25 protein-coding genes, 1 tRNA gene and 1 pseudogene are annotated in these 26,342 nt (G+C 59.3%); 16 read left to right on the forward strand and 11 right to left on the reverse strand.

Annotation, left to right across the window (positions count from 1 at the left end; genetic code table 11):
- The first annotated feature begins 93 nt into the window (after positions 1 to 93).
- From ndhL to ACVWYZ_RS02945, 3 genes are all read left to right on the forward strand, one after another.
- Positions 94 to 315, forward strand: coding sequence for an NAD(P)H-quinone oxidoreductase subunit L (gene ndhL / locus ACVWYZ_RS02935; protein WP_011433942.1), 222 nt, complete (start codon positions 94 to 96; stop codon positions 313 to 315).
- 28 nt (positions 316 to 343) lie between these two features.
- Positions 344 to 658, forward strand: a complete 315-nt coding sequence (locus ACVWYZ_RS02940; RefSeq protein ID WP_414399663.1) for a DUF3007 family protein — start codon at positions 344 to 346, stop codon at positions 656 to 658.
- A 253-nt stretch (positions 659 to 911) separates the two neighbouring features.
- Positions 912 to 1,520 carry a DNA-binding transcriptional response regulator gene (locus ACVWYZ_RS02945; protein WP_414357567.1) on the forward strand — a complete coding sequence of 203 codons (609 nt, stop codon included), beginning with the start codon at positions 912 to 914 and terminating at the stop codon, positions 1,518 to 1,520.
- 53 nt (positions 1,521 to 1,573) lie between these two features.
- On the opposite strand, the gene ACVWYZ_RS02950 is transcribed toward ACVWYZ_RS02945, so the two are convergent.
- From ACVWYZ_RS02950 to ACVWYZ_RS02975, 6 genes and pseudogenes are all read right to left on the reverse strand, one after another.
- Positions 1,574 to 2,635 carry a sensor histidine kinase gene (locus ACVWYZ_RS02950; protein ID WP_457465944.1) on the reverse strand — a complete coding sequence of 354 codons (1,062 nt, stop codon included), beginning with the start codon at positions 2,633 to 2,635 and terminating at the stop codon, positions 1,574 to 1,576.
- Positions 2,636 to 3,221: 586 nt separating this feature from the next.
- Positions 3,222 to 3,950: an LmeA family phospholipid-binding protein gene (locus tag ACVWYZ_RS02955; protein ID WP_414358462.1), complete on the reverse strand. Its 729-nt coding sequence runs from the start codon at positions 3,948 to 3,950 to the stop codon at positions 3,222 to 3,224.
- A 125-nt stretch (positions 3,951 to 4,075) separates the two neighbouring features.
- Positions 4,076 to 6,094: a magnesium chelatase ATPase subunit D gene (gene bchD, locus ACVWYZ_RS02960; RefSeq protein WP_457465946.1), complete on the reverse strand. Its 2,019-nt coding sequence runs from the start codon at positions 6,092 to 6,094 to the stop codon at positions 4,076 to 4,078.
- Between the two features lie 243 nt (positions 6,095 to 6,337).
- On the reverse strand, positions 6,338 to 7,780 hold the full coding sequence (locus ACVWYZ_RS02965) for a gamma-aminobutyraldehyde dehydrogenase (RefSeq protein ID WP_414358449.1): 1,443 nt from the start codon (positions 7,778 to 7,780) through the stop codon (positions 6,338 to 6,340).
- 187 nt (positions 7,781 to 7,967) lie between these two features.
- Positions 7,968 to 8,321 carry a zinc ribbon domain-containing protein gene (locus ACVWYZ_RS02970; RefSeq protein WP_457465948.1) on the reverse strand — a complete coding sequence of 118 codons (354 nt, stop codon included), beginning with the start codon at positions 8,319 to 8,321 and terminating at the stop codon, positions 7,968 to 7,970.
- 115 nt (positions 8,322 to 8,436) lie between these two features.
- Positions 8,437 to 9,222 (reverse strand): annotated as a pseudogene (locus ACVWYZ_RS02975) (RNA-guided endonuclease InsQ/TnpB family protein); the annotation flags it as partial.
- A gap of 270 nt (positions 9,223 to 9,492) precedes the next feature.
- Here ACVWYZ_RS02975 and ACVWYZ_RS02980 point away from each other — a divergent pair.
- From ACVWYZ_RS02980 to gatB, 3 genes are all read left to right on the forward strand, one after another.
- Positions 9,493 to 9,669: a hypothetical protein gene (locus ACVWYZ_RS02980; RefSeq protein ID WP_414358468.1), complete on the forward strand. Its 177-nt coding sequence runs from the start codon at positions 9,493 to 9,495 to the stop codon at positions 9,667 to 9,669.
- Complete coding sequence (locus ACVWYZ_RS02985; RefSeq protein WP_414358470.1) at positions 9,666 to 9,950, forward strand: acylphosphatase; 285 nt, start codon at positions 9,666 to 9,668, stop codon at positions 9,948 to 9,950. Before ACVWYZ_RS02980 ends, ACVWYZ_RS02985 begins: the two co-directional genes overlap by 4 nt.
- A gap of 148 nt (positions 9,951 to 10,098) precedes the next feature.
- The gene (gatB, locus tag ACVWYZ_RS02990; protein WP_457465950.1) at positions 10,099 to 11,571 is read left to right on the forward strand and encodes an Asp-tRNA(Asn)/Glu-tRNA(Gln) amidotransferase subunit GatB; all 1,473 of its coding nucleotides are present in this window, start codon (positions 10,099 to 10,101) and stop codon (positions 11,569 to 11,571) included.
- Here gatB and ACVWYZ_RS02995 read toward each other — a convergent pair.
- On the reverse strand, positions 11,568 to 12,161 hold the full coding sequence (locus tag ACVWYZ_RS02995; RefSeq protein ID WP_457445320.1) for a Maf family protein: 594 nt from the start codon (positions 12,159 to 12,161) through the stop codon (positions 11,568 to 11,570). The two genes, gatB and ACVWYZ_RS02995, sit on opposite strands and share 4 nt — an antisense overlap.
- Before the next feature lie 148 nt (positions 12,162 to 12,309).
- Between ACVWYZ_RS02995 and ACVWYZ_RS03000 the strand changes: the two genes are divergently transcribed.
- From ACVWYZ_RS03000 to ACVWYZ_RS03010, 3 genes are all read left to right on the forward strand, one after another.
- Entirely contained in the window at positions 12,310 to 13,125 is an 816-nt protein-coding gene (locus ACVWYZ_RS03000) for an ion transporter (protein WP_457465952.1), read from the forward strand.
- A gap of 396 nt (positions 13,126 to 13,521) precedes the next feature.
- Positions 13,522 to 13,935 carry a PH domain-containing protein gene (locus tag ACVWYZ_RS03005; RefSeq protein WP_414407948.1) on the forward strand — a complete coding sequence of 138 codons (414 nt, stop codon included), beginning with the start codon at positions 13,522 to 13,524 and terminating at the stop codon, positions 13,933 to 13,935.
- Between the two features lie 29 nt (positions 13,936 to 13,964).
- A complete protein-coding gene (locus ACVWYZ_RS03010) occupies positions 13,965 to 15,173 on the forward strand; it encodes a glycosyltransferase (protein WP_414331921.1) in 1,209 nt (402 codons plus the stop codon).
- Here the strand turns inward: ACVWYZ_RS03010 and ACVWYZ_RS03015 are convergent.
- Positions 15,167 to 16,885, reverse strand: a complete 1,719-nt coding sequence (locus tag ACVWYZ_RS03015; protein ID WP_457465954.1) for a hypothetical protein — start codon at positions 16,883 to 16,885, stop codon at positions 15,167 to 15,169. The two genes, ACVWYZ_RS03010 and ACVWYZ_RS03015, sit on opposite strands and share 7 nt — an antisense overlap.
- A gap of 97 nt (positions 16,886 to 16,982) precedes the next feature.
- Between ACVWYZ_RS03015 and ACVWYZ_RS03020 the strand changes: the two genes are divergently transcribed.
- Positions 16,983 to 17,402 (forward strand): hypothetical protein, encoded by a 420-nt coding sequence (locus ACVWYZ_RS03020; protein ID WP_457466064.1) that lies wholly within the window; start codon positions 16,983 to 16,985, stop codon positions 17,400 to 17,402.
- Between the two features lie 137 nt (positions 17,403 to 17,539).
- On the opposite strand, the gene panB is transcribed toward ACVWYZ_RS03020, so the two are convergent.
- Positions 17,540 to 18,325, reverse strand: coding sequence for a 3-methyl-2-oxobutanoate hydroxymethyltransferase (panB, locus tag ACVWYZ_RS03025; protein WP_414332197.1), 786 nt, complete (start codon positions 18,323 to 18,325; stop codon positions 17,540 to 17,542).
- A 151-nt stretch (positions 18,326 to 18,476) separates the two neighbouring features.
- On the opposite strand from panB, the gene ACVWYZ_RS03030 reads away from it, so the two are divergent.
- A tRNA-Ser gene (locus ACVWYZ_RS03030) sits at positions 18,477 to 18,563 on the forward strand.
- Between the two features lie 178 nt (positions 18,564 to 18,741).
- Positions 18,742 to 19,491 (forward strand): phycocyanobilin:ferredoxin oxidoreductase, encoded by a 750-nt coding sequence (locus ACVWYZ_RS03035; protein WP_414344751.1) that lies wholly within the window; start codon positions 18,742 to 18,744, stop codon positions 19,489 to 19,491.
- On the opposite strand, the gene ACVWYZ_RS03040 is transcribed toward ACVWYZ_RS03035, so the two are convergent.
- A complete protein-coding gene (locus ACVWYZ_RS03040; RefSeq protein ID WP_457465956.1) occupies positions 19,488 to 20,348 on the reverse strand; it encodes a hypothetical protein in 861 nt (286 codons plus the stop codon). The two genes, ACVWYZ_RS03035 and ACVWYZ_RS03040, sit on opposite strands and share 4 nt — an antisense overlap.
- Before the next feature lie 405 nt (positions 20,349 to 20,753).
- Between ACVWYZ_RS03040 and prmA the strand changes: the two genes are divergently transcribed.
- The 4 genes from prmA to ACVWYZ_RS03060 all read left to right on the forward strand — a co-directional run bounded on the left by prmA (position 20,754) and on the right by ACVWYZ_RS03060 (position 25,480).
- Entirely contained in the window at positions 20,754 to 21,695 is a 942-nt protein-coding gene (prmA, locus tag ACVWYZ_RS03045; protein WP_457465958.1) for a 50S ribosomal protein L11 methyltransferase, read from the forward strand.
- Positions 21,665 to 22,501, forward strand: coding sequence for a 16S rRNA (uracil(1498)-N(3))-methyltransferase (locus ACVWYZ_RS03050; RefSeq protein WP_457465960.1), 837 nt, complete (start codon positions 21,665 to 21,667; stop codon positions 22,499 to 22,501). The genes prmA and ACVWYZ_RS03050 overlap by 31 nt, the downstream gene beginning before the upstream one ends.
- A gap of 94 nt (positions 22,502 to 22,595) precedes the next feature.
- On the forward strand, positions 22,596 to 23,894 hold the full coding sequence (gene hisS / locus ACVWYZ_RS03055) for a histidine--tRNA ligase (RefSeq protein ID WP_457465962.1): 1,299 nt from the start codon (positions 22,596 to 22,598) through the stop codon (positions 23,892 to 23,894).
- Positions 23,888 to 25,480 carry a hypothetical protein gene (locus ACVWYZ_RS03060; protein WP_457465964.1) on the forward strand — a complete coding sequence of 531 codons (1,593 nt, stop codon included), beginning with the start codon at positions 23,888 to 23,890 and terminating at the stop codon, positions 25,478 to 25,480. Before hisS ends, ACVWYZ_RS03060 begins: the two co-directional genes overlap by 7 nt.
- An 8-nt stretch (positions 25,481 to 25,488) precedes the next feature.
- Here the strand turns inward: ACVWYZ_RS03060 and ACVWYZ_RS03065 are convergent, their stop codons facing one another.
- Complete coding sequence (locus tag ACVWYZ_RS03065; RefSeq protein WP_457465965.1) at positions 25,489 to 26,331, reverse strand: universal stress protein; 843 nt, start codon at positions 26,329 to 26,331, stop codon at positions 25,489 to 25,491.
- Between the last annotated feature and the right edge of the window lie 11 nt (positions 26,332 to 26,342).

The raw sequence follows: 26,342 nt of genomic DNA on the forward strand, positions 1-26,342 counted from the left end.
ACTTCCTTCAGCCGACAAATCTCTTCACAATGCCGTTAACAATGCTGTTAGACTTGTTGGACACAGGTCAAATAGCTGCAGGACGCACTCGACATGGCTTCTACTCCATCGTTGATCGGGTTAACTTATGCCGGTTTGGCTGTTCTCTATCTGCTGGTGCTGCCTCTGTTGTCTCTGCTGTATGTGGACAAACGCTGGACTTCAGGCAGTGCTTGGGAAAAGGTGTTGATGTTTTTCTTGGTCTTGTTTTTCTTTCCCGGCATGGTGCTCTTGGCTCCCTTCATGACGTTCCGGCCCAAGCCCCGGTCGCTGTAAGGTCAGCCGTTTGTCGATCCACTGAGCCATGCGCAGATTGGACGTTCTTGGCATAGGCTTGGCCCTGCTGCTGGGGGGAGGGATCCTCTATGGCCTGCTGCTTTGGGCGGGCTTGGATACGGGGGCTGCGCAGCAGATATCGAGCGTGGTGCTCCTGCTGGCTTGCTTGGGGTGGACTTTTGGCTACCTGAGGCGGGTGCTGCGGGGGGAAATGACCCTGAAGGCTCAGTGGGCCAGCTTTGAGACCCAGCAACTTCAAGAGAAACTCCACTCGCTGTCTCCGGAGGAGTGGCAGGCCCTGCAAGCTGAATTGGAAAGCGAGAAAGAAGGGATCCCAGATTGAATTGAGCAAGACAAACGTTGAGGCCGTCGGACAGGCCGCACCCAGAAATGGGCTGTCGGCTGCTGGGGATCCGGATTTAATCCGGATTTAATTTGTAGAGTGTTGGGCCTAAACAGCAGCACTTGTATATCCGGTCACCATTTGCTCCTCTTAAGGATGCTACATTGCGCCTTGCACAAGATTCTGACGTATAACGGATCATCAAGTGGTGCAAGCCTTCGCCTTCCCTTCTACTCACATCTCTCCATCTACGGTGAGCAAAACCATACTGCTAGCTCAGGGCCAGCCCTCGCAAATTCATCTCTGGAAGTTGGCGCTGGAGTCTCAGGGGCACTCTGTGGTGCTGGTTTCCCCGCGTGAAGATCTGCTGGAGGTGGCAGCAAGTCAGCCTCTGGATTTGGATCTGATGGTGGTGGACATGACGACGGGGCTGTTTAACCCCTATGCCTTTTGTCGAGAGTGCCAAAGTAAGCTGCCCAACATCCCTGTGATCCTGACTCATCACCCCCGTCGCCACATCGAGCCTGCAGAGCGGCGCTGGGCAATTTATCAGGGGGCAGCAGATGTGATCCCCGGCTTGGCAGAGGCCGACGATATTCTCCACTCCCTCGAACGAATTTACGAGGCTGCCAGGTGGTTTTTGCCTATTGACACGGCGGCACTCTACAGGGCTCTGGAGCAAGCGGGCGTATGGCCTGGGGAGGTCAGCCGTACATCTTCTTCCACCACTCCCCCGCAGCCGATCGCGCACTCCCCCACCGCCCCTCCACAACCCATCACGGCGGAAGGGGATCCAGGGCAGAAAGACTTGACCCCGCAGGTGAAGTACCGATTGATGTACCGGGGTCGCCCTGTCGGTTGAGCACGTTTTCTCGCACTGTCTTGCTCTGCCAGGGTTGAACTGCTAAGAGAAGGTCAGCGCAACACTAGGGCTAGAGTAGCCCCTTGGGATCCCGTCTCGACCAACCGCAATTCCCCTCCATGGGCCTGCAGGATACGCTTGGCGATGTATAGCCCTAGACCTCCTGAGCCGGTTGGGTAGTGGTGGCCGGCAATGTGAATGGGCTGGGTCACATAGGGTTGGGCCAACTCTTCCAGAGGGGCGGGTAGGCCGGGGCCATCATCCTGCACCTGGATCTGGCGGGGGCTGACAGTGAGCACCACTGCATGGCGTGCATAGCGCAAGGCATTGTCCACCAGATTCGCCAGCGCCCGCTCCAGCTCTGCCTCATCGGCGTTGCCCCACCCTTCCCCTTCCACTCGCAGGTCGATCCCCCGTTCTTGGGCCAGGGATCCCATGCGCTCGGCCACCCTTCTGGCTAGGGATCCCAGATCGCAAGGCCGAGGATGCAGCTCGATCTCTCCCCGCTCCAGGCGGTGGGCCTCCACCATTTTCTGCACCAGCGAGAGATTGTGTTGGTTTTCCTGCAGGATGCGATCCAGCAGAGCGCGACGTTGCTCCGGATCGAGCTGTTGATCCTGTTTGAAGGCGCTCAGCAGGTGCCCAAAGGCGATGAGGGGAGTTTTCAGGTCGTGAACCAGGGTGGCGGTAAAGGCTTCTCGCCGCATTTGGTCGATCTGGATCTGGCGCAGCAACTGGGCAAAGGCCTGCCGCAAGATCAGGGCTTCCTGGGGATCCCCGGGGCGGAGCAGCAGATTCCAACGGGCAGGCTGGTTGATCAAGGTTTCCAAATGGGCCAACTCGCGGGCCAGCAGGGTGAGGGGGCGCAAAATCATGGAGGACAGAGCATAGCCCACCACCGCCGATAGCACCGCCAGCAACGGGATCCACAGCAGCAGCAGAAGGATCCCTTCAGCGCTGAACTGCGTGTCGGGCCAGATCCACTCCACTGACAGGATGAAAACCAAGTTGGGGACAAACGAAAGGCTGGCAATGACCAATGCCACCTGGGTGCGCAGGCTGTGGGGAAAGCGGCGGCGCCAAAACTCAAGTAGGCGGAGTAGTTGCTGTTTCAAACTCGGTGTGCTCGCTTTGACAAGACCTGCTTGAATAGTGAACCAACCGTAGGCAAAGAATAAACATCCCCTCACGGTCAAGGCTGAAGAGTTCTTTCCTAGGTCTTAGAATGACCGTTATGTCTTGAGCCACTTCATCCCCATGAATAAAGAAGGATGCCGTAACCCCAGCTTTTAGGATACCCAGCTACCCCATTCTTTAGAGAAGCCGCGCCGTATTCCGGTTGGCAAAGCTGTGGACATCACGGCAAAGAAAGACAGCTTGATCCCCAGGCGTAACCAACGTTGAGCAATCATAGTCGTTTCAGGTTAGGGTGAGGCGCCTGGGCCATTGAGAAAAGCCTTTGGCCGCATGCATTATTGCTCGGCAACGCTGACGCGACGACGCGACCAACGTTTTGGGTGTAGTGTCCCAGTTTGGGTCAAAGGACTACAAGTTCAACAGATCAAGATCGAGGGGCAGAGCGGAGCTCTCAAGCTCCTGAAGCATGAAAAAACCTCTGGGAGTCTGTCCGTGTTTCGACCCCAGAGGCTTCTTCTCTTCACTCCTCACCACTATTGAGCGTAGCCGCCCTTCCAAAGGCTGTCAAGCACTTTCCCATTGGGGTTGGCGTGTGGGAAATTGCGCTAGGGTGGCACTGCCGTACAGGATCATCTGCTGGGGCTGCAAGTTCACCCGGTCTACCCGCAGCTCAGTGCCTCGCAAGGCGAGCCGATCCAAATCCAGAAGCTCATTCAGGCAGCGTACCAAAGCTTGGCTCAAGGCTAGCTCCTCTTCTGTACCGCTTTCAAACACTGGATCTGTAAAGCGGATGCGACGCCGCTCCAGCACCTCAACCTGGGCGGAAAAACCGACGCAGAAAGCCCTGGCTTCTCCCTGCTGTACATTTGCCTGGAATTGCAGTCGTCGCGCCGGGGTGATGCTGATATGGACGTGATGGAAGGATAGGGGGCTATCATCCTGCTTTCCTAAGGCCAGCCTATTCAGCACAAAAGGTGTGTTAAACGATTGCGCCAGATCGTCTTCGCTCAGCACCACGCGCATTGTGGCCTGTACTGGCTGGCGCAGCTTGATCTTCCCCTGCCAAATTTGGCTGAAATCGATGGCCACCGCATTGCAGAATAGCTCCAGAGCCGAAAGCCTCAGGCCGTTGTACATCTGCAGATGCTGGCCCAACAGTTCAAAGCTGTCGATACGACCCTGCAACAATTTGGCAACAGGCTCCACTCGCACGCGCGCCTCCAGCCGCTCTGCATGCTTAAAGAGGGCGCGAATGGCTGCGCTTACCCCCCGACTGACCCAATCGACAGCCATGGGATTCTGGAGGGAAAGTTGGGGCAGGAGTCCTGTAGCCATGGGACAAGGTGAAGTTCGCCTACAGGGATCATAACCAACCATTAAGAAAAGTTACAACCTCCGCCGACGGAGAGGCTGTTCTCTCAGGAGTAGGTGCGTCCTTCCTGCATGGCCGAGCGGGCCACGGCTGCGATCCCCTGGTCAGTGGCGCGGGGCAGATGAAAGTACCGTCCGCCCGCCAATTCCGCCAGTTCGGCGCTGAAGCCGGTGGTTACAAAGCGGCTTTGGGAGTCGATCAAGAGCAGCTTCAACCCCAGGGCGCGGATGCGCAGGGCAATCTCCCGCAGCTCCTGCTTCAGGTCGATGGGATCCGTTCCCGACTGGGGTTTGCCATCGCTCCGTCCCAAAGAGCGGCTGAGGGGGATGTTGCCCCGACCATCGGTGAGGGCCACCAGCATCACCTGGCCCACGTCGCCGGCAGCACGGGCATTGACTCCCATCCGCACGGCTTGGGTGAGGGCATGGGCAAGAGGGGATCCCCCGCCGCAGGGCAGAGATTCCAAACGGCGGCGGGCCAGCTCAATGGAGCGGGTGGGGGGCAGCAGCACTTCGGCAGTTTCTCCACGAAAGGCGATGAGGGCCACCTTGTCGCGGTTCTGGTAGGCTTCTGTGAGCAGGCGCAGGGCCGCTCCTTTGGCCGCTTGCATGCGGTTGAGGGCCATGGAGCCGGAGGCATCCACCACAAAGATCACCAGGGCTCCGGCCTTGCGAACCAGCTTTTTGGCGCGGATATCGCTCGGTTCCACGACGACGGCGCGTCCCGGTTGTCGCTGGCGGCGGCTCTTCTGGTAGGGAGCAGCGGCTCGCAAGGTGGCATCGACGGCAATGCGGGGGTTGGATCCCTGGGGCAGGATGGGCTTGATGTAACGGCCCCGGTCGGCGCTGAACACCAGGCTGCGGGATCCCGTTTTCCCCTGTTGGTTGAGGGACTGGGCAAAGGCCAGCAGGCGCGGGTCGAGGGCAATGCGCTCCGGCTCGAAGAAAAACTCTTCCGGCAGACTCAGGTTTTCCGGTTGGGGATCCGTTTCCTCTCTATCTTCCCCATCCTTGTCGGGATCCGGCGGCGGGGGATCCGACTGTTGGGATGGTGGCGGGGGGGGAGGGGGGGGCTGGTCGGGGTCGTATTGGGCGCGGGGCAGCAGCACCAGTTGCACAGCCTGCTGCAGATCCTCGGCCAACAGGCGATCCCGTCCTTCCAGAGCTGCCAGGGCACAGGCGGCCCGTAGGGCAAACTGCTCTCCCCGATGGCCTTGGACATTGCCGCGGATGGCCTCTTGCACCAGGTAGTGGATCTGTTCCCGCTGGGGTTTGACCTGGGGCAGCCACTCTCGGGCCAGGACAATCTGGGTGCGGATTTCTTCCAGTTCTGCTTGGTGTTGTGCCAGAAAGGGTTCGGGGGCATCGCCGAATTGGCTGGCTCGCTGGGCAATCTCCCGCCGCTCCTCCAGGCTCAGATCCCGCTCCAGCGGCACCACCATGGCCATGCGATCCAGCAAGTGGGGGCGCAGGGATCCCTCCTCGGGGTTGTAGGTGGCCACCAGCAGGGGCCGACAGGGGTGTTGCAGGCTGATCCCTTCCCGCTCCAGGCGATTCACCCCATCGCCCACCACCGTCAGCAGCAGATCGGCAATTGAGTCATCCAGCAGGTTGATGTCGTCCACGTACAGCACACCCCGGTGGGCGGCAGCCAGCAGCCCCGGCTGAAAGACGGTTTCTCCCCGCTCCACCGAAGCTCCCACATCCACGGATCCCAGCAGCCGATCTTCGGTCACGCCCAGGGGAATCTGGACAAAGGGGGGCGATATCACTTGGGTGGGCGGCACCTCTCCGGCTGGGTAGCGAGCCTTGGCCCAGTCCGACCAGGTGTCCGGTCGCGCCGGATCGTCGTTGCAATAGGATCCCGCAATCACCTCGATGGGCGGTAGCAAGGCGTGGATCCCTCTGGCTAAAACCGACTTGGCCGTGCCACGCGGCCCCACCAGCACCACCCCCCCTAGGCTGGGATCCACCGCTGCCAACAGCAGAGCCAGCTTGGCCGCCTGCTGCCCCACCACAGCGGTGAGGGGAAAGGTACAAGGGGCGGATAGAGTTGCGGATCCCATGGGTAAAGCTTGGCGATCAAGATCCAATCGGGCCGATTCGCAGCGGACAGGGAGCTGCACACCCCAGTCTATCGCTTTAGGGAGTTCCCCGAGCGCTCCGCGCCGCTGACGCGACCACCCTAAATCCCTCTCCCAAGGGAGGTGGGCCGGAATCCAGGCCGCCAACGGCTTCACGGCGACTGGGAATGCTCCGGGTGGGCTACTGCCGTTTGGTGGTCATCTCTGCTCAAGATGGGCATTGCTTCAGCGGGTTGCAATCATCACGTGCTTGGTGATTTGGTAGTCGCGCACCGCCTCTGCCGAGAGATCTTTGCCAAATCCCGACTGCTTGAAGCCGCCATGGGGGGCCTCAGAGGCAATGGGAATATGGTCGTTGATCCAGACGGTGCCGAACTCTAGATCGGCGGCCAACTTCATCGCTCGTCCGATGTCCTGAGTCCACACAGAAGCCGCCAGCCCGTATAGGACGTCATTGCCCAGGCGTAGCGCTTCCGCTTCTTCACGAAACGAGCCGAGCGTGAGAACCGGCCCAAAAACCTCACTCTGTACGATCTCCGCCTTTTGATCAACATTGGCAATCACCGTGGGTTCATAGTAGTAGCCTTGGGCAAACTGGGAAGGGATCCGACCGCCGGTCAGCACCTTGGCTCCCTCTGCTTTGGCCCGCTCCACAAATCCCATCACCCGCTCCCGCTGGACTGCCGAGACCAAAGGCCCCATCTCCACCCCGGCCTCAAAGGGGGATCCCACCGTCACTTTGCGCATGGCCTCTACAATGGCCTCTTGTACCTGCGCCAGCTTGCTCTCTTGCACGTAGACGCGGGTGGCCGCCGTACAGTCTTGGCCGGTGTTGACGGTGGCAGCAAACGTGGCCTTGGCAGCAACGGTCTCTACGTCCGCATCCTCGAAGACAATAAACGGCGCTTTGCCCCCCAGTTCCAAATGCACCCGCTTCAGGGTCTCTGCTGCTGTCCGCATCACCTGCTTGCCGGTGGCGGTGGAGCCGGTAAGGCTGACCATTCGCACCTGCGGGTGCTCTACCAGGGCTTGGCCGGTAGCATTGCCCCCGGTAACGATGTTGACCACCCCTGGCGGGATCCCGGCCTCGGCGATCAGTTCTCCCAGCATCAGGGTGGTCAGGGGGGTGGCAGGAGCGGGCTTGAGCACCACCGTACAGCCGGCGGCCAGGGCGGGGCCGATCTTCCAGACGGCCATCATCAGCGGATAGTTCCAGGGGGTAATTTGAGCGCACACCCCCACCGGCTCTTTGCGAAAGAGGGAGGTGTAGCCCTTGGCATATTCCCCGGCGCTAAAGCCATGGATGTCGCGGGCGGCAGCGGCGAAGAAACGCAGATTATCCACCGCAAACGGCAAATCTCCCCCTAAGCTGAGGAACTCGTAGGGCTTGCCGGTGTTTTCCGATTCCACACGAGCCAGTTCTGGGGCACGAGCCTCGATCAGATCTGCCAATTTCCAGAGGGCCAGGGATCGCTCGCCGGGGGTAAGTTTCGACCAACGGCCATCGTAGAAAGCGGTCTGGGCAGCTTGCACCGCCCGATCCACATCGGCAGGGCTAGCATCCACCACCTCTGCCAGTTTCTCGCCGGTGGCCGGGTTCTCGATGGTCATCAACCCCCCCCCTTGGCTATCGACCCATTGGCCGTCGATCCAGAGTTTGTAGGCCATAGCGATGTCCTCAACAGCTTGGTGAAATGGCTCTCCCCATTGTGCCGAATCTTTTTGGCTCGGCTTGAATCATAAGCTTCAATGAACTACCCCACCGCATAGGCGGATGGGGTTTCTGATGCCCCATTCGCTTGACGGCAGGATTTTAGTCTCTTCCTCTGCCCCAGGTGCTTCATAGCCCTGAGCATCAGGACTTTGAAGTAGTGCTGAGACATCCAAGACTCACGGGGCCGGTTCCCAACCCCGGTTGCTTGTTTATTGCAACATTGTGCATCACCATCACCGAGCCCCGATCCCTGGGGATTTCAAACCCACAACCAGAGCAGACATGATAGCGGTTGCTCAAGTCCGCCCACTCCTTGTGGACTGCCCCACATTGGGGACAGCGTTGGCTCGGTTTGAGGGTCTGAGTGGGAAGCATGAGAACTAAACCCCCTTTCTGCTCGATTTTGTAGGTAATCATTCGGTTGAGGGTACCAAACCCCACCGACAGAATAGACTTGTTTAGCCCTGCCTTGCGCTTCCCACCCTTGCGGGTCATCCCTTTGACATGCAGCTTCTCCGTTACGCCGTTCGCCTATGGCGGCGCGGAGCGCTTTGTCATAACGACAAGCTATCTCTGACGTAACTTTGTGTTGCCAGTCTTTGCGCTGACGGGCAACTTTGGCTTTGAGTTGCGCTTCCCACCGGTGGATTTTCTTCCACCTTCTGGAAGCCTTTATGCCCTTTTTAGGGGCACGCTTTCTCCGCTTCAACTTGGCAAGCTTGCGTATTTTCGCCTCACTTCTCTGAGTAAAGCGAGGGTTAGTAATCTCCTGAAACTCCGCCCCATCAAACAAAGTCAGGGCGGTCTCTGTACCCAAGTCATAGGCAACGATAGATTCGTACTGCAAATCCGACTGTGAACCAAACTTAGGTTCAGGTATCGCCACCTCGACCGTGAACGAGGCAAACCACTGCCGCCGGGACGGCTTGTAGACAAGGGTCAGCGTTGTTGGCACGCCCCAATGCTTGGCTTGACCGCGCATTTTCAGGGTCATGCCCAAGTCATTGAGTGTGACCGTGCCATGCTTTCCCGTGCTGTTGACCTTCCACCCCGACCGGGCAGGATACGTCCAGCCTGAATACCGGCGAATGGACTTGAACCTCGGCTTCCTACTCAGTCCTTGGAAAAACCGTTGGTAAGCATAATCCACCCGCTTGACGGTAGCCTGCAAAGTTTGGGAGTTCAGTTGGGCAAACTCCCCCCACACCTGCTTGAATTCGGGGAGTAGGTTCTGCTGTTCCAGGTAGGTCACCGTTCGGCGGTGGAGGTGGTACTCGGTTTCCCGATGGGCAATGCAAGCATTGTAAAGATAACAATGCAGGCGACGGGCCTCGAGCAAAGCTTTTTCCTGAGCTTTGCTGGGATACAGTCGAAAGGTCTGCCTTCTGGTTGCCATATGCGTTATCCTACCCCCACCTGTCCTAGTTCTGAGTGCTCCACAAATCCAGTGGCGCTATCCATCCCCACCCTACAGAGGGTGGGGAATTCCGGGCGTTTTGTTAACTTTCGAGCGCAGAGATTTTGAGCTGGCGGGGAACCCTTTGGGATTGGAAGGGTCAAAATGGATGCTCGCGAAGCGGGCCGTAGGTCGCTGGGGATCCGGCATCTGTTAAGGTGCTTGAAGGGTGGGTTCTTCTGCACAAGCATTCTTCGTGAGGTTAGGCTCATGTCTCCCGTGCTGTGGCAAGCGATTGGGTACGCCTGTGGGATCTCGCTGGGGATCCTGGGGTTGATTGTCCTTGTCAACGTTCTCGTGGAATGGCTGGATCGGCGAGAGACCCCGGCGAAGCCGACCGAGCCGCCAGAACCCTGCAGCACACCGGAGGGATCCCAGTCGGCATGAGTGACAGGGTTCGCGTTCACGTCTGGATACGGGGGCGGGTTCAGGGCGTGGGGTTTCGAGCCCACACCGAAGCGATGGCTCTCCATGCGGGTGTTCAAGGGTGGGTGCGCAATTTGCGGGATGGTCGTGTAGAGGCTGTTTTTGAAGGATCCCCTGCCGCAGTGGAGGCGATGCTGCGCTGGTGCCAACAGGGCAGCCCCGGTTCGGTTGTGGAGGCCGTTGAGCAACGTTCTGAGCCGCCGGAAGGTCTAGCCACCTTTGAGATTCGCCCTACCGTTTGAAGGAGTTTGGCTGTTCCAAGGATTTCTTTGACCTGCAGCACTTCAGCTTCGTCCGCTGGTTCTGAGCTGCCGTCCTCAGAAACTGCCCATGAGCTGGGATCCCCCAAGGTCGCACTAGAATGGTTACACCGCAAGTTTTTCCCATCCCATGACTGTTGCTGCCCCCGCCAAAGTGCAATATGAAGCTGTGATCGGGTTGGAAGTTCACTGCCAGCTCAGCACCCGCTCCAAGATCTTTTCCAGCAGCGCGACGGCATTTGGCGCTCCCCCCAACACGAATATCGACCCGATTTGTATGGGCTTGCCCGGCACCCTGCCGGTGTTGAACGAAAAGGTGCTGGAGTACGCGGTCAAAGCCGGTTTGGCCTTGAATTGCACCATTGCCCCCTACAGCAAGTTCGACCGCAAGCAATACTTTTACCCCGACTTGCCCAAAAACTACCAAATCTCGCAATACGACCTGCCAATTGCCACCCACGGCTGGATCGAGATCCAGCTCAGCGACGGTCGCACCAAGCGCATCGGCATCACCCGTCTGCACATGGAAGAAGACGCGGGCAAACTGGTACATGCTGGCAGCGATCGCCTGTCGGGATCCAGCTATTCTTTGGTGGATTTCAACCGAGCGGGGGTTCCCCTCATCGAGATCGTCAGCGAGCCGGACATCCGCAGCGGGGAAGAAGCGGCAGAGTACGTGCAAGAGCTGCGCCGCATCCTGCGCTATGCCGGGCTGTGTGATGGCAACCTGCAGGAGGGATCCCTGCGCTGTGATGTGAACATCTCGGTACGTCCGCTGGGGTGCGAGACCTTTGGCACGAAGGTGGAAATTAAAAACATGAACTCCTTCAACGCCATCCAACGGGCCATCGAGTACGAGTTCAACCGCCAAGTCAAGGCTGTGGAGGCAGGCGAGCGGATCGTGCAAGAGACCCGCCTCTGGGAAGAAAACAGCCAGCGCACCATCAGCATGCGCAAGAAAGAGGGATCCAGCGACTATCGGTATTTCCCGGAGCCGGATCTGCCGCCGATTCGCGTTACCGAAGCGCAAAAGGCCCGCTGGAGGGCAGAGCTGCCGGAATTGCCCGGTGTGAAGCGGCGACGTTATCAGGAGGTGTACGGCCTCTCGGTGTACGATGCCCGCTACCTCAGCGATGAACGCAACACCGCCGAATACTTTGAAGCCGTGATCGCCGCCGGTGCCGACCCGAAAGCAGCCGCTAACTGGATGATGAGCGACATTGCCAGCTACCTCAACACCCACAAGCTGGACTACCCCGACATTGCCCTGAAGCCGGAAACCCTGGCCGAGCTGATCGGTCTCATCGAGCGGGGCACCATCTCCAGCAAAATCGCCAAGGAGATCCTGCCGGAACTGCTGGAAAAAGGCGGGTCGGCCCGCGCCCTGGTGGAAGCCAAAGGCATGACCCAAATCTCGGATAGCAATCTTCTGGAGCAGATAATCGCTGAGGTGTTGGCGGAGAATCCAGAGCAACTGGAGCAGTATCGGGGGGGTAAAACCAAGCTCTTCGGCTACTTTGTCGGGCAATTGATGAAAAAAACCCAGGGACGGGCGGATCCAAAGCTGGCCAACGACCTGCTCAAGCAACACCTCGACGGCTAGCTCCAAGCATCGGTGAGGGAATAGCCCAACTCCTGGATCATGCGCCGCAGCAGGGGCAAACTCAGCCCGATCACATTGCCAGGGCACCCCTCGATCCGCTCCACAAACAGGCTGCCACGACCATCGATGGCAAAACAGCCGGCACAGGCCAAAGGCTCACCGGTGGCCACATAGGCGCGGATCTCCTCGTCGCTGGGCTTGGCAAAAAACACCCGCGTCACCGCATAGTGGGTGAGGCGACGGTTCTGCTTCGTGTCAATTAAGGCATGGCCTGTGTAGAGCTCTCCCACTTCGCCCCGCATTTGCCGCAAGCGCCGTTCCGCCTCTAGGGCATTGGGCGGCTTACCTAGGATCTCGCCATTTAGGTAGAGCACAGAGTCGGCCCCCACAACCAAGACGGGCTCCCGTTGCTGGGCCGCCACCACTTCGGCTTTCGCCGAGGCCAGCTTCTGCACCAGCTCCACCGGATTAGAGCTCTGGATTTGGCTTTCGTCGAAGTAGCTGGGTTGAACGCGATGGGGGATCCCGGCAGCCTTTAACAATTGGCGGCGGGCAGGGGATTGCGAGGCCAGTACGATAGGAGGCAACATCGACTCAACACCTAATTAACACCCAAAGCCTGGACGTTTGCTTAGGGGAAGTTCGCTCTGTGAGCTAGTTTCCATTAGCTTAGTTAGTATGCGCCTGATGGGCGTTGAAAGGAAACTCTCTCGATATCTTCCCAGCTGGATCCCGTTTGTGACCACTCTCCCCACCCAAGCTGATCTCGATCTTGCCCGTTCCGGGATCCTTCAGCGCTATTGGGGGGATCAAGACACCCCGGAAAGCCGCTGGGTGAATTTGTTGGTGGCGGTGTTGGTTTTCTGTTCATCCACCTTCTTTGTGGTGGAAACCTATCCCATTCCCCCTGAGGTACGTCTTTGGCTGGAGCGGGTGGATCGCCTCATTCTCGGCTTGTTTGTGGTGGAATATCTGCTCCGACTGGCAGCGGCCCCGCAGAAGTTGCGCTATGTCGTGAGCTTGTATTCGCTCATCGATTTGCTCGCCATTTTGCCTTTTTTTGCCGGGCTAACCGATATTCGCTTCATTCGCATCTTCCGTTGGTTTCGCATTTTGCGGCTGCTGCGCCTGGTAGAGGGCAAAACCCTGTTTGGGCAAGTGATCTCCGCCGATAGCCGCATTTTGCTGCGCATTTTCTTCACCCTCTTTGCCATTGTTTTCGTCTACTCTGGGCTGATCTATCAGGTAGAACATCCAGTGAATCCTGGTGTTTTTGCCACCTTTTTGGATGCTTTCTACTTTTCCGTCGTTACCATGACCACGGTGGGGTTTGGGGATCTCACCCCCAGTTCTGAGCTGGGTCGGTTGCTGACGGTGCTGATGATCCTGACGGGGATCGCTCTAATTCCCTGGCAAGTGGGGGAGCTGATCAAACAATTGGTGAAAAGCGGCAACTCGGTGCAATGGGCCTGCCCAGGGTGCGGTTTGTCCCAACACGATGGGGATGCCCAATTCTGCAAACGCTGTGGCACACCGCTCTACCTAGGCAGTTAAGCCTATCGGGGTTGGCCCGGCATTTTCAGAAAATTTCCTGTGCCAAGGCAACAACAGGTTGACCAAGAAAACTGGGTTGCAGGCCCCGCCCTTGAGGTCGGCTTTGTGCTGTGGTGCTGAGCAAACTCCGCCAACTTGAATAGGGCGTAGTGTCAACAGAAGAAGTATCTGGGAGTTCATCCCAGTGGTTGGGGTCATGGCATCCCCCTTCATCCGTAAGGATGAGGTAGCCCAGGAAGTGGGAGTCATCCTGCGACCTGGGAAAGAACCCTTGCCCTCCGGGGCAGGGAGAATGTCAACCAATCCCGAACCTGCCGTTAGACCCAGTTGGGGAAAGCTGAGAAATCGTTTAAGATCGTTAACGGTAACCCTCTGAACAACTGGGTGGTGCTCGGCATGGCGGTGCAAGAGGAGGTTTTTTTTGAGGGTGGCCCCCACAGCGGCGATTTGGTGCTGAACTCCTTCATTGGGGCTACGCTTGTCGGCTTGCCTCTGTTTGTGGGGGCACTGGTGCGCAAGCTGTGGGTACACTATCGGATTACCAATCGTCGCATCACCGTGATCGGGGGGTGGGGCGGCAAGGAGCGCTCAGACGTGATCTACAGCGAGATCGCCAAAGTGGTCATGGTGCCACGGGGCTTGGGCGTGTGGGGAGATATGGTGCTCACCCTCAAGGATGGCAGTCGCCTGGAGATGCGGGCCTTGCCTCGCTTTCGGGAAATCTACAACTACATCAACGAGCGGATTGACGAGAAGGCCAAGCAGGTGAGCGGCCCAATTGGCAAAAAACGCCGCTCTGCCCAGTCCTGACCGTGCCTGACCCTTGGGGATCCCTTCCTGTGGCTGTCCCCACTCTTCCCAGCCGGGATCCCGCTTGGCCTGAGCGCCTGGCCCTGGTGCACGAGTACCTGATCTGGCCGGGGGGATCGGAAAAGGTTTTGCAGGAGCTGGTGGCTTTTGCCCCACAGGCCCCCCTTTACGTTAGTCTCTTCTCGGCTCACACCCTGCCGCCGAGCTGGCAGGAGCTGTCGATTCACACCTCTTTTTTGCAAGGCTGGGCCAAGTGGCTGGGGGTGTTGCGCCCTGACTATCACGCCCGCCTCAAGTATCTGCTGCCCTGGATGCCGTTGGCCTACGAGAGCTTCGACTTTTCGGGGTATGACTGTGTGATCTCCAGCAGCCACGCCTTTGCCAAAGGGATCCTGACGGGAGCCTCTACCCTGCACCTGAGCTATATCCACAGCCCCACCCGTTACCTGTGGGAGAACCGGGAGCTGTATCTGCAGCGAGAAGGGTTGGGGGGAATCGGGCCCATTCGCACAATTAGCCAATGGCTGCTGCACCGCCTGCGCCAGTGGGATTTTCTGGCAGCTCAACGTCCAGATCTGTTGATCGCCAACTCCCAGCACATTCGCCGCCGCATTGCCAAGCTCTACCGCCGCGAGGCTGTTGTTATCTACCCGCCCGTTCCGCTGCAGGGGTTTGAGCCGGTGGCGGATCCCAGTGGCGATTACGACCTGGTGGCGGGCCGATTGGTGCCCTACAAACGGGTGGATCTGGCAATTGCCGCCTGTGAACGGCTGGGTCGTCGTCTGCTGATTGTGGGAGAAGGGCCGGAGCTCCCTCGGCTCAAGCGATTGGCGGGGCCGCAGGTGGAGTTTTTGCCCCATCAACCGCAAGCCCGTCTGCAGGAGCTGTTGGCCCATTGCCGGGTGCTGCTGTTCCCGTGGGAGGAGGATTTCGGCCTGGTGCCGGTGGAGGTGCAAGCCTGTGGTCGTCCTGTGGTTGCCCTCAACCGGGGAGGTGTCCGGGAGACGGTCATCCACGGCCAAACCGGCATCCTCATCCCCGAAGCCAGTGTGGAAGCGTTGGTGGAAGGGCTGCGCCAGGCAGATCGACAGGACTGGGATCCCCGGCGGATTCGGGCCCATGCTCTGCAATTTGCCCCGGAGCGATTTCACGCCCAATTGGGATCCCTGCTGCGCTGGGCTTGGCCTCGTTTTCAAGCCGGAGAACGGTTGGATCCCCGAGAATGGAGCCCTCAGTAGGGCCGCCGCTGCACAAAAGCCGGCAACTCAATCCGGCTACGACCGCCCGTTTCCGTCCCTGCCTGTGAAGCGGCCAAAGCGGAGCGTTTCAGGAGCTTTTCCGCCCGTTCGCGCCAGCGGTGTGGAGCACTTTCTTCCCGCTCTTCCAAAGTGAGCGGCGGGATCCCTGGGGTGGGTGTTCTCCAAGTGGTGGGTCGGCTGTTGGGTGCCGCCGGGGAAGGAGCAGACTCGTCAGCCGCTGCAGGAATCCGTTCCTGGTCGCGCCAGCGGTGCGGAGCACTAGCCGGATGATTCGACCTGGGCTCGACAGCCGCTGCTTGGGGGGAAAGCGAGGCTGACTGACGCAGTGTGGCCAGTTGCTCTTCCAGTTCTTGGTTGCGCTGCTGCAGCAGAGCTACTTCCTTTTCTTGGGTTTGCGCGTAGGCGTGGGCCTGCACGCACTCGGTTTTCAAAGCCATCACCTGCTGCTGCAACTTCTCGATCTGCTTTTGGCTGACCAGATGATGGGCCTCGGCCAGTTCTCGCCCCCGCCGGGCTTCTTCCAGGCTTTCTTGGGTGCTCTGCACCTGCTGCTGAACTTCCTGCCACTGGGCAAGGGTGGGACGCTGGGCCAACTCTTGGATAAGCTGATCCCGCTCGGCTCGCAAAGCACCAAGCTCCCGAGTCAAAGCCTGCACCTGCTCCTCCAAGACCAGGATTCGCTGCGCCTGCGAGGACTCTGTCTCCCTGAGGTGGGCGGCCTGGGCTGCTTCCGCTTCCAGTTTGGCAATTTGTTGAGCTTGCTCGGCCTGCTGTCGCTGACTCTGCTGCAGCTCTTCCAGCAAGGTGGCCCGCTCGGCCTTGGCAAAAGAGGCTTGTTGGCGCAGATGATCCAACTCCGCTTGCAAGTGTGCCCATTGCTCTGGGGTAGGGCGCTCTTCCAATTCGCGAATACGTTGCCGGGCAGTGTTCAGGTCAGCTTCCATGTGCGCCTTTTCGGTTTCCAGATGGGTCTTCAAACGTTGCCATTCGGCTTCGGCTTGGCGGTGGGCAGCCTCTAGCTCTGCCCGTAGGGTTTCCAGTTCTTGGGCAGAAGGTCGAGCGGCCAACTCTTGGACTTGCGCTTGCAGTTGCGCTTTTTCCTCTTCTAGCTCTTGTATGCGGAGCTGCAATTGGGCTTGCAAAAGCTGTACCTGCGGCAGCTTGACGGCGTATTCTCCCAACTGGTTGGCCTGCTGTTTCAGTTCCAGGAGCTCCTGCTGCAGTTGGTAAAATCGGGCCGGATCGACGCGCCGCTGCAATTCCGCCTTGAGGGTTTCAATTTCCGCCTGGCTAGTTTGCAACTGCTGCTGCAGAATGTGGTAGTGCTCCAGCGTTGGACGGCGCTCCATTTCCCACAGGAGATTCTGCAGTTCTTCGATGTGCTGTTGCTGAAGCTGAAAAGCCTCTAGGGTAGGGCGCTGGGCCAGCTGCGCTTTCTCTTCTTGACAGGCTTGCAGAGCGTGATCCCGTTCTTGAATCTGTGCCTGCGCTTCCAGCAGTTGACGTTCCAGGCGATGGGTACACTCAATCTGCTGCAGCGACAGCGCTTCCGATTCTGCCAGGGATCGCTCTAAGTTGCGCACACGCGCCCGCAAAGCTTTTAGCTCTTCTTCCCCTTCCATATCCAGGCTGCTCGACAGGTTATGGGCCTTACTGTAGCAGATGGTTTGGGCAAAAATCCAGCTTGCCACTATATGTGGCGTGAATTTTTAGTTTTTCTCGAAAAGGACGCTAAGCCTGTTATCCCCACCCTCTATACTGAGAAGGTGAGTTTTCAGATTGAACCCTGTGATGAAGCTGGGATCCAAACCTTGGGGATGGGTGCTGGGCCTGCTGGGCGTGGCCTTGGTCGGTTGTGGTGCCGATGCGCTGACGGCCAGTACTCCGCCGCCGCCTTTGATCACCAGCAGCGATATCCCTTCTGTGGTACATCGGAACGGCTTTTTGGAGCTGGGGGTTTCGGTATCGGTGCCGGGCCGGATCCCGGCGGAGCTGGCGTTTCAGGTGTCGTGGTCGGGGATTGAGGTTCAGACGCTCTCGGCAGCGCAGGTGAATTGTGTGTCGGGAGAGGTGTCTTGTACAACCCGCTTCCGCATTCGTCCTCCCCTAAGCTTGGTGCCCGGCTCCTACCTAGTCAGTTTGCGGGTCTTCGACCGGTTGGGCCAAAGCGCTGTGGTGACCGGGACGGTGCTGCTCAGGGATCCCTGAGGTCGCCATATCCTTGCCCAGCCTTGAGAAAGCGGTGCGGTTCCCGTTCCCATAAGCATTGCGTAGCAGTAGGTAGCAGTATGAGGTGCCGTAGGCATAGCACCTCTGCCCAAGCTTTGAATGGGTAAGGGATCCCTTCAGCGGGGGGGAAATACTTTTTGGCGAACATCGTCGGCGAAAGCTTCCACCGCTTCTCGGATTGCCTGTCTCAAATTGGTATAGGCCTTGGCAAAAGGGGGAATCCGCTCGCTCAGCCCCAGCAGATCGTGGGTGACCAAAATCTGACCATCGCAAGCCGGCCCGGCCCCAATGCCCAAGGTTGGGATCCCCACCTGGGCTGAGATTTGGGCAGCCAATTCCGCCGGCATGTGCTCCAGAACCAGGGCAAATGCCCCTGCTTGTTCCAGGCTGAGGGCCTCTTGTCGCAGACGCTCCGCCTCCGGAGTGGTTTTTCCCTGCTGGCGATAGCCTCCCAGTTGATGTTTGGCCTGCGGAGTGAGGCCGATATGACCCAAAACCGGGATCCCTCGCTGCACCAGAAAGGCCACCGTTTCCACCATGTCGGGGTAGCCCCCCTCCAGCTTGACCCCGTTGACTCCTGCCTCCTTCATCAACCGCCCTGCTGAGAGGAGAGCTTGTTCTTTGTGGACTTGATAAGTCAAGAAGGGCAAGTCGGCCACCAAAAAGGCCCGTTCTACCCCGCGGCGCACCGCCTGGGCGTGATGGAGCATCTGTTCCAGCGTCAGGGGCAGGGTGCTGGTATACCCCAAGTGGGTCATGGCCAAGCTGTCGCCCACCAGGATCAAGTCGATCCCAGCCTGATCCAAAATCTGAGCGGTGGCGTAGTCGGCAGCCGTGAGGGCCACCAAAGGTTGACCCGCCTGTTTGGCCTGGCGAAAGTGGTGAATGGATAGAGCAGCCATATCCCTATGATCTCATCTGGGCGTTCCCGCCAGCGGTGCGGAGCACTTTCCCATCAACCGCATCCCGTGGGGGAAGCAAGCTTGGCTTTGAGGCTGGGAAGAAGCAGGAGACTCGGTTTGCCGTTAAGATGGTAAAGCCCCACAGCTGACTGGAAGGGTGACAGAGTGGTTGATTGTGACGCTCTCGAAAAGCGTTGTGACTGCAAGGTCACCGTGGGTTCGAATCCCACCCCTTCCGTCTTCAGGCATACAGTTTTAGAACGCCTTTTTAGAACGCCTTGCCCAGCTAGGGCCTCTGGGATTTTTGGGGATCCCACCCAAGCCCTTCGCATCAGCGGTGCGGTTCCCCCATAACACTTTGGCATGGAGCCAAGGTCAAGGTTGGATGGGGTTCTTGGCCTTTCTTCTAGAGTCTTATGTTCACCGCTCCTGCTCTCTCTGCCCAACTGCATCCCCTCATCCAGGGCCTATCCGAGGCAATCCTGAACGTTTGGGGATCCACCCTCACCCTAGCCCCCTATCCTCTGCCTGAAGATCTGGGCTACGTGGAAGGCCGCCTAGAGGGTGAGAAATTGCAAATTGAAAACCGCTGCTACCAAGGGGATCCCTTTCGCAAGCTGCACCTGGAGCTGGCCCAGGCCGGGCAAAGCCTGGACATTCTCCATTGCGTTATGTTTCCGCAGCCGCAGTACCCGCTGCCGCTGTTCGGTTGCGACATTGTGGTCGGTCGCGGACAGGTGAGCGCCGCCATTGTCGATCTCTCGCCGGTGACCCCCAGCTTGCCCGATCTCTATATCCAAGAGCTGGAAGCGTTGGGATCCCATCTCGTCCCTTTCCAACACCGGCGCCGGTTGCCGGAGTGGGGCACGATTTTTTCTCCCTACTGTCTGTTCGTGCGTCCTGCCGACGAAGCAGAGGCCGAGCGCTTTTTACACTTTGCCTGCCGTTTCCTGGAAATTCACTGCCGGCTGGCGCAGCAGATCCCCCCACAGACGGATCCCGGCCAGATTTTGGCCCACTACCAGGGGCAGCAGCGCTATTGCAGCCAGCAACAGCAGAACGACCGCACCCGCCGCGTTTTGGAAAAAGCTTTTGGCCCCGCCTGGGCAGAGCGCTACATGAACACCGTCCTTTTCGATCTGCCTCCCAGTCCCGTGCAGATCTAGACGGGATCCCCTTGCAGCCGCTGCTGGATGCTCAACGCCAATTTTTGCCCTAAGAACTCCGGCATGGCTGGAGTTGAATCCGGCCCTAGCAAGTAAAAAATGAAGCGCGTTTGCTTGCGGCGGAGCATCAAGTTGAGGTTAACAACGGTCAAATCCTCCTGCGCGAGGGCCGTCATCACCCGGTAAAACGCGCCCGGCTGGTTGTCCACATCCACCAAAAGTGTGGGCAAATGAAACACTGGGTCAAAATAAAAAGAAACCTGCGCCTCTTTCAGGCCGGCCTTGAGATCAAACTCCAGCGCCAAGGTTTCGTGAACGCGAAACACACCCGCCAGGCATTCGTGAATGGCCCGTTCTAGGCTGAGCTTGGTTTGGGAAGAAAGGCTGTGGCCATCGCGGGAGACAATGGTGCGGATAAACACCAGGTGCGGTGAGTAGATCTGCCCATAGAGATGAATGCCATGCACCGAGAGATTAAAAGCAGTGAACACCCCAAACAGATCGCTGAGCAGAGAAGGTCGGTTGCGGTAGGCCAGACAGACCACCGTCTTGCGACCTTCGTCCTGCACCTGTACCACCGCCTTGCGGGTCTGGTAGAGGGTGTAAGCCAAGCGCAGATTTTGGGCCTGTACCTCGCTGCTGACAAACTGGCTGTAAAAAGGCGGAAAGCTCTGATTAAAACGCCGCATCAGAGCGGATCGCGTCAGCGGGACGGAGTCCTTGCGGGTGCTGACTTTGAGCGGCTGAAGATCTTCATGGGCAGCCCTCTTCCGCGCTTCCCGATCCCCGGCAACTCCTAGAGAAGCCACCTTGGGCTGGGGAGTGCCCTGCTGTGCTGATTGCTCATCAGTTGACATCGACCTTGCCACCTGCGTTGCTCCTTCTCCATCGTTGCTCAGTACGCCCCAGCCAAACCCCATCTATCCGCAAAATCACTGAGGCTCGGAACGAATGTCGACGCTGTATCCAATTCTTGTCCAATGCTTTTCAGTTCAATTTATCTCATAGGGCTAAGCTGGGCATCTGAGGAGCCAGTGGGGGCATCCCCCAATTGGGGGGATCCTTCCCTTCTTCGCTGCTGAACCGACGCTGTGAGCCTTTCAATCCCAGAATAGCCAGAATAAGCCTAAACTATGAATTGAGCAGAGCGCTGCAATTTTTGATATAAAGTGCCGCATTGAGTGCTGGCCGGCTGGGTGACATGAAGCGCTATCTTGTTGGCCATCACTTTGGTTTTTCCCTAGGTTTGTGAAGGGATCCCTGTGAGCAGAACTGTTGCCAATCCCACTCCGTTTTCGCCCGCACAAGCGCTGGACCCCGCTGGTGCTTGGTGGGATCTCAGTCTCATCGCCTCCCCTGCCCAAGAAGACCTGATCTTTTGGCGGCTGGAGAGTTTTGGCTGTCGGGGCATGACCAGCCAAGCCTATGGCGAAGATCAGATTTGCATTCACGCCTATTTGCCTTGGCCTCACGTCAGCCTCCTGGATTTGGCAGCCCTCTCCCTGCGCCTGCAGCAAGATGCCCTCATTGCCGGTCAGCGGGTTCCGAAGCTGCGCTGGGAACGCATAGAGGCGGAAGATTGGAGCAGCAGTTGGAAGCAGCACTGGCAGCCCCAATGGGTCGGGGACAAGTTGCTCATTTGTCCGGCCTGGCTGGAGCCGCCCTCTCACCCCGGTCGTCACCTGTTGCAGCTGGATCCCGGTATGGCCTTCGGCACGGGCACTCACCCCACCACTCAGCTCTGTCTGGAGTCGCTGGAAATGCGTCTGGAGAGCTGGGGAGGGGATCCCCCGGCAGCGACGCTGGTGGATGTGGGCTGTGGATCCGGCATTTTGTCGTTGGCGGCGGCCCTGTTGGGGGTGAAGCGGGTGTTTGCGGTGGACGTCGACCCCCTGGCGGTGCAGGCCACGATGCACAACCGCGATCTCAACGGCCTGACGGATCGCATTGTGGTCGCTCAGGGCAGCCTGGAGCAGATTCCCGAAATGGTGGATGGGTTGGTGTGCAACATCCTGACAGATGTGATCCTGGATATGATCCCGGAGTTTCGGCTGGTGGTGAAGGAGGGGGGATGGCTGATCCTCAGCGGCATCCTCATCGAGCAGGCCAAGTTGGTGGCGGAGATGCTGGAGGCCAACGAATGGGTGGTGGCAGCCCTCTGGCGACGGGGGGAATGGTGTTGTCTGAACGCACGCATGACCTGAGCGCTTTGCCCCGGTTGGCGATTGACCCGGCGCAGCGGGATCCGAGTGGTGTTCTCCATTTAACCGGCCCGCAACAGCACTACTTGCAGCGGGTGCGCCGCCTCAGGCCGGGGGATCCCTTTTTGGTTCTGGATGGCTCAGGCAAGCTGTGGGCGGCCCATTGGCAGGCTCAGGGATCCCAAATTGTGGGCGAGGTGGAGACGCTGCCGCGGGAATTGCCCGTTTTTTTGCATCTGGGCTTGGCGGTGGTCAAAGGGCAGGGGTTTGACGAGGTGCTCCGCCAGGTTACCGAGCTGGGGGCGGCGCGCATTACTCCCCTGCTGACGGAGCGCACCGTGTTGGAACCGGGATCTGGGCGGCAGGAACGCTGGCAAAAAATTGTGCGGGAGGCCGCAGAACAATGTGAGCGGTTGCGCTGGCCTCAGGTCGATCCCCCTACCCCTTGGACAAGTTGGCTGGCGGAGCTACAAGCCGTTCGCGCTACTCGGACGGAGTCCTTTTGGTGGGGTATAGCCGTGGCTCGGCACAAAGCGCCCCCGCTGGTGCAGGCCCTGCCAAAGCTGCAGATCCCGGCCTTGGCCATAGCCATCGGCCCAGAAGGGGGCTGGACGGTTGCCGAACGTCGGCAGGCTGAGGAATATGGGGGAGTGTCCGTCTCCCTTGGCCCTACCATCTTGCGAGCTACCACCGCCGCTGTTGTTGCCACCAGCCAAATTGCCGCCACCTACTCCTGGTTGGACTCGAGCTTGGATCGGGGTCATTTGGCTCCGCTAGCGACGGGGAGTGTTGTCGCCGATAATCAATAACTAGGCCGTTTGCGTCAGCGGGACGGAGTCCTTTGACGAGAACAGCCATTGGCATAGCAGGCGGCCAGGCCCACCCCAGGGAGGGAGAACGAGAATGGAGATGATCCAGGCGGTGCGGGGCACCCGAGACATTTTGCCGCAGGAGGTGCGGCTCTGGCAGCAGGTGGAAGCCAGCGCCCGAGAGATCCTGGGACGGGCCAACTACCAAGAAATTCGCACCCCCATCCTGGAGTTGACGGAACTCTTTGCCCGCAGCATTGGCAGCGCCACTGACGTGGTGGGCAAGGAGATGTACTCCTTCAGCACCCGTGGCGAGCAAGAGGTGAGCCTGCGTCCCGAGAACACGGCGGGCGTGGTGCGGGCCTACATCCAGCACGGGCTGCAAACGGCTGGAGATGTGCAACGCCTCTGGTATTGTGGGCCGATGTTTCGCTATGAGCGTCCTCAGGCGGGGCGGCAACGCCAGTTCCATCAGTTGGGGGTAGAGCTGCTGGGCAGCCGGGATCCCCGCGCCGATGCGGAAGTCATCGCCTTGGCCTGGGAGCTGTTGCAAGCGGTGGGGGCGGAGAACCTGAGCTTGCGGCTCAATTCCCTGGGGGATCCGCAGGACCGGCGGGCCTATCGCCAGGCCCTGGTGGACTACCTCACCCCCTTGCGGGAAAAGCTGGATCCCGACTCCCAAGAGCGCCTCACCCGCAACCCGCTGCGCATTCTGGATAGCAAGGATCCCCGCACCCGCGAGATTGCCGAGGGGGCCCCCAAGCTGCCAGATTACCTCAGCCCAGAATCGCGGGCTTTCTTCGAGCAGGTGCAAGATCACCTGCAGATGTTGGACATTCCCTACCAGTTGGATCCCTACTTGGTGCGGGGCCTGGACTACTACACCCACACCGCCTTTGAGATCGTCTCGCCTGACTTGGGATCCCAGAGTACCGTCTGTGGGGGCGGTCGCTACGACGGCTTGGTGGAAGAGCTGGGCGGGCCTTCAACCCCAGCGGTGGGCTGGGCCATCGGCATGGAGCGGCTGGTGCTGCTGTTGCAAAAGAAGCAAGGGGAGATCCCGCCAACATCGGTCGAGGTTTACGTGATCTCCCGTGGGGCGAAGGCTGAGGCCCAATCCCTCCGGATCGCTCAAGCGCTGCGCCAAGCTGGTTTCTGCACCGAGCTGGATCTGAGTGGCAGCGCCTTTGGCAAGCAGTTCAAACGGGCCAGCCGCAGCGGCGCAACTTGGGCTGTTACGCTGGGGGATGCAGAAGCTGTGGCCGGAGAGGTACAGCTTAAGCACCTGCCTACAGGGCAACAGCAAACCCTTTTGCAAGCCGATCTGGTTAAGTATCTGGCATCCCATTCGGGTCAGCAGTGCGGAGCACCTAAGGTGATGGAGCCATGTTGAATTTTTGGGTTCGGCGCGACGGCCAGGAAGACTGGCAGCCGGTACCAGCCGAGGGCGCAGTTCTGGAAGAAGATACCTACACCATTGTTGCCCGTTCGCCTCAGCCCCACTTCACCATCACGGTGGAAGTCCGGCAGCGTCCTCTGTCGTCGCAGAATCAGGGCCCTGACACCGCCCCGACTCCCCCACAAGTCCAAACCCGTTCTGTGCGCACCAACGATGAAGGGATCGGCATTATTTTGCCTGCCAGCCGCCTCACCCCTGGGTTTTGGGAATTGCACTGCCGAGATGCCGACTTGATCGCAGAACTGTTCGGTGAAACCGAGTTGGACAATTGTCTCCGTTTTCAGGTTGTGCCTGCCCCTCTGGAGCCGGAACGAGGGATCCCTGCCCCGGTGGCTGAAGAGGCCGGGTTTGAGCCCCCCCAGAAAAAAGAGGTCGCCATCCCGCCAGAGCTGTTTTCCCTGATGCACAGCGAATTGGAGGGATCCCCGGATGAGGTGCTGGTGTTGACGGGGCGGATCGGCTGCAGCGGCGAGCTGCGGGTACGGGTTTGGCAGGAAGGCGAGGAGAGCACGGTTTTCGAGGGGCAACGGCTAATTCAATTTCCCGCTGAAGCCCGAACGGCGGTGTTCAGCATTCCCATCACCCTGCCAAGCCGCGTTTGGACCCGTCCTTTGCGGGGGGAACTGGCCCTCACTCCCTCTTCCTGGCGGGATGCAGACCGGCCTTCCCAGCCCTTGACGATTCCGTTTTCCGTCCGCTGTCGAGACCTTCGCGTCAGCGTTGCGGAGCAACAAGGCGGAGAGCTGCCTCCCGCCTCCCCTCCGCGTCAGTATTGGGGAGCAACAAACATCCCACTGGCCCGGTTGCGGGAAGACCCCCCCTTAACCTTGCTGTCTCCCGAACGCACCCTGCAAAAGCTGTTGCGCATCTGGCAACACAGCGCCCCCATTTCCGTCAGCGTTGCCGAGCAACAGCGAGAGGAGGACTCAGCTTCGCCCGTTCAGCCCGCCGAGACCCAAGCCCTCCGCTCCTTCCCGGAAAAGGATCCCCTGCCATCTGCGCCCAACCCCTCCGCTCAGCCCCTACCCGAAGCAGAGACGGCAGAGTTGCCATCGCCCATCTCCTCCCCTTCCCCACCACCCCAAGCTGAGGCCATCTTGCCAACGCAAGCGGCAGCCGGGATCCCGAGTAGCCCTGTAGCGCCCTCTGAAAACTCGCTGCTGCCCCCCGCTCCGCCTGGGGTTTGTCCAACTCCCCAACTGGTGGTGCCCGAGCAACTCCGAGCCGGAGACAATTTCGATGTGGTGTTGCGCTTGCCCCCCACGACCAACCCTGCTGCAGGCCATCAAGCCCCTTTTTGGATCAAGTTTTGGGTGAAGCACGGGCGCACTCGCTCTTTGGTGGATGGCCCCCGTTGGTTGCTGGACTTCTCCCGTGACGAGCAGGGGCAGTGGCAAGCCCTCACCCGCATGACCATCCCTCCCGGAGTCCCTGAGCTGATCTTTGAAGCTTGGGCCGTCAGCCCGGATCGTCAGCAGCAGAGTGACCGAGTTACAGAGCGCCGCTCCATACTGCCTTGAAGCCTGGCTCAGTCGCTGTCTTGGACGGAACGCACCATCAGCACGGGGCAGCCGATGTGAACCCGCACATAGTCAGAGATGGAACGCCCCAACAGCCGATCCAAATCGGGAATGCTGCGGGCAATGGTAGGTCGGCGGTCAGGGGATCCCATCACCAGCAGATCGGCGTTGCTCTCGGCGGCTAAGCGGACAATTTCTGTGCCCGGATCCCCGACGGCAGTTAACACTTGGTGGCCGATTTGCCGGTTTTTGAGGGTATCGATTGCCCGATCTAGAGCCTCATCTCTGCCTGGGTTGTCGGCATCCAACTGCACAGAGGCCAGGAAGATCTGGGCCCCTTGAATGCCGGAGATCAAGTCAAGGGCAGTGGTAAAGGCAGCTTGAGCAGCGGGGGAGCTGTTCAGGGCCACCATGACACGGCTGGGATATTTGATGTAGGCGTCGTCTTTGACCAGCAGCATGGGGCAGGAGGCAAGCTGAAACACATATTGGCTCACCGAGTTCTGCAAAATGGCCATGATGCGGTTGCGCCCCCGGGATCCCATCACAATCAGCGGATTGGGCAGGGACTCGGCCACCTGCAGCACCACCACCTTGGGATCCCCTTCCACCAGTTGCGTGCTGATCTTTAGCCCTGGGCGGGGGGGGAAAGTCTGCAGGGTTTGGGCCAGCAGTTCCTGCCCCTTTTGCCAGGCAGACCGCATCTCCTCGGCAGAGGTCTGGGAAGGCACCGCATGCAGCAATGTCACGTGGCACTGGGCAAAGGCCGGCAGAGACAGAAGGGTATGCACCATTTGCTCAGTGGGGCCGCTGCCATCGATGGCGGCAATGAGGTTCTCAAATCGAGGCATGGGATCCGTTC

This window comes from Thermostichus sp. MS-CIW-37, assembly GCF_054060065.1.

Bases quoted from the DNA above. Each gene is read 5' to 3' on its own strand.
- panB (WP_414332197.1), bottom strand. From the start codon at position 18,325: ATGGCTGCTCTATCCATTCACCACTTTCGCCAGGCCAAACAGGCGGGT.
- ACVWYZ_RS03005 (WP_414407948.1), top strand. From the start codon at position 13,522: ATGGCGGTGCAAGAGGAGGTTTTTTTTGAGGGTGGCCCCCACAGCGGC.
- hisS (WP_457465962.1), top strand. From the start codon at position 22,596: ATGGAGATGATCCAGGCGGTGCGGGGCACCCGAGACATTTTGCCGCAG.
- ACVWYZ_RS02970 (WP_457465948.1), bottom strand. From the start codon at position 8,321: ATGACCCGCAAGGGTGGGAAGCGCAAGGCAGGGCTAAACAAGTCTATT.
- gatB (WP_457465950.1), top strand. From the start codon at position 10,099: ATGACTGTTGCTGCCCCCGCCAAAGTGCAATATGAAGCTGTGATCGGG.
- ACVWYZ_RS02995 (WP_457445320.1), bottom strand. From the start codon at position 12,161: ATGTTGCCTCCTATCGTACTGGCCTCGCAATCCCCTGCCCGCCGCCAA.
- ACVWYZ_RS02955 (WP_414358462.1), bottom strand. From the start codon at position 3,950: ATGGCTGTCGATTGGGTCAGTCGGGGGGTAAGCGCAGCCATTCGCGCC.
- ndhL (WP_011433942.1), top strand. From the start codon at position 94: ATGGCTTCTACTCCATCGTTGATCGGGTTAACTTATGCCGGTTTGGCT.
- ACVWYZ_RS03040 (WP_457465956.1), bottom strand. From the start codon at position 20,348: ATGTCAACTGATGAGCAATCAGCACAGCAGGGCACTCCCCAGCCCAAG.
- ACVWYZ_RS03065 (WP_457465965.1), bottom strand. From the start codon at position 26,331: ATGCCTCGATTTGAGAACCTCATTGCCGCCATCGATGGCAGCGGCCCC.
- ACVWYZ_RS02965 (WP_414358449.1), bottom strand. From the start codon at position 7,780: ATGGCCTACAAACTCTGGATCGACGGCCAATGGGTCGATAGCCAAGGG.
- ACVWYZ_RS03060 (WP_457465964.1), top strand. From the start codon at position 23,888: ATGTTGAATTTTTGGGTTCGGCGCGACGGCCAGGAAGACTGGCAGCCG.
- ACVWYZ_RS03035 (WP_414344751.1), top strand. From the start codon at position 18,742: ATGTTCACCGCTCCTGCTCTCTCTGCCCAACTGCATCCCCTCATCCAG.
- bchD (WP_457465946.1), bottom strand. From the start codon at position 6,094: ATGGGATCCGCAACTCTATCCGCCCCTTGTACCTTTCCCCTCACCGCT.
- ACVWYZ_RS02940 (WP_414399663.1), top strand. From the start codon at position 344: ATGCGCAGATTGGACGTTCTTGGCATAGGCTTGGCCCTGCTGCTGGGG.
- ACVWYZ_RS03050 (WP_457465960.1), top strand. From the start codon at position 21,665: ATGGTGTTGTCTGAACGCACGCATGACCTGAGCGCTTTGCCCCGGTTG.
- ACVWYZ_RS02980 (WP_414358468.1), top strand. From the start codon at position 9,493: ATGTCTCCCGTGCTGTGGCAAGCGATTGGGTACGCCTGTGGGATCTCG.
- ACVWYZ_RS02985 (WP_414358470.1), top strand. From the start codon at position 9,666: ATGAGTGACAGGGTTCGCGTTCACGTCTGGATACGGGGGCGGGTTCAG.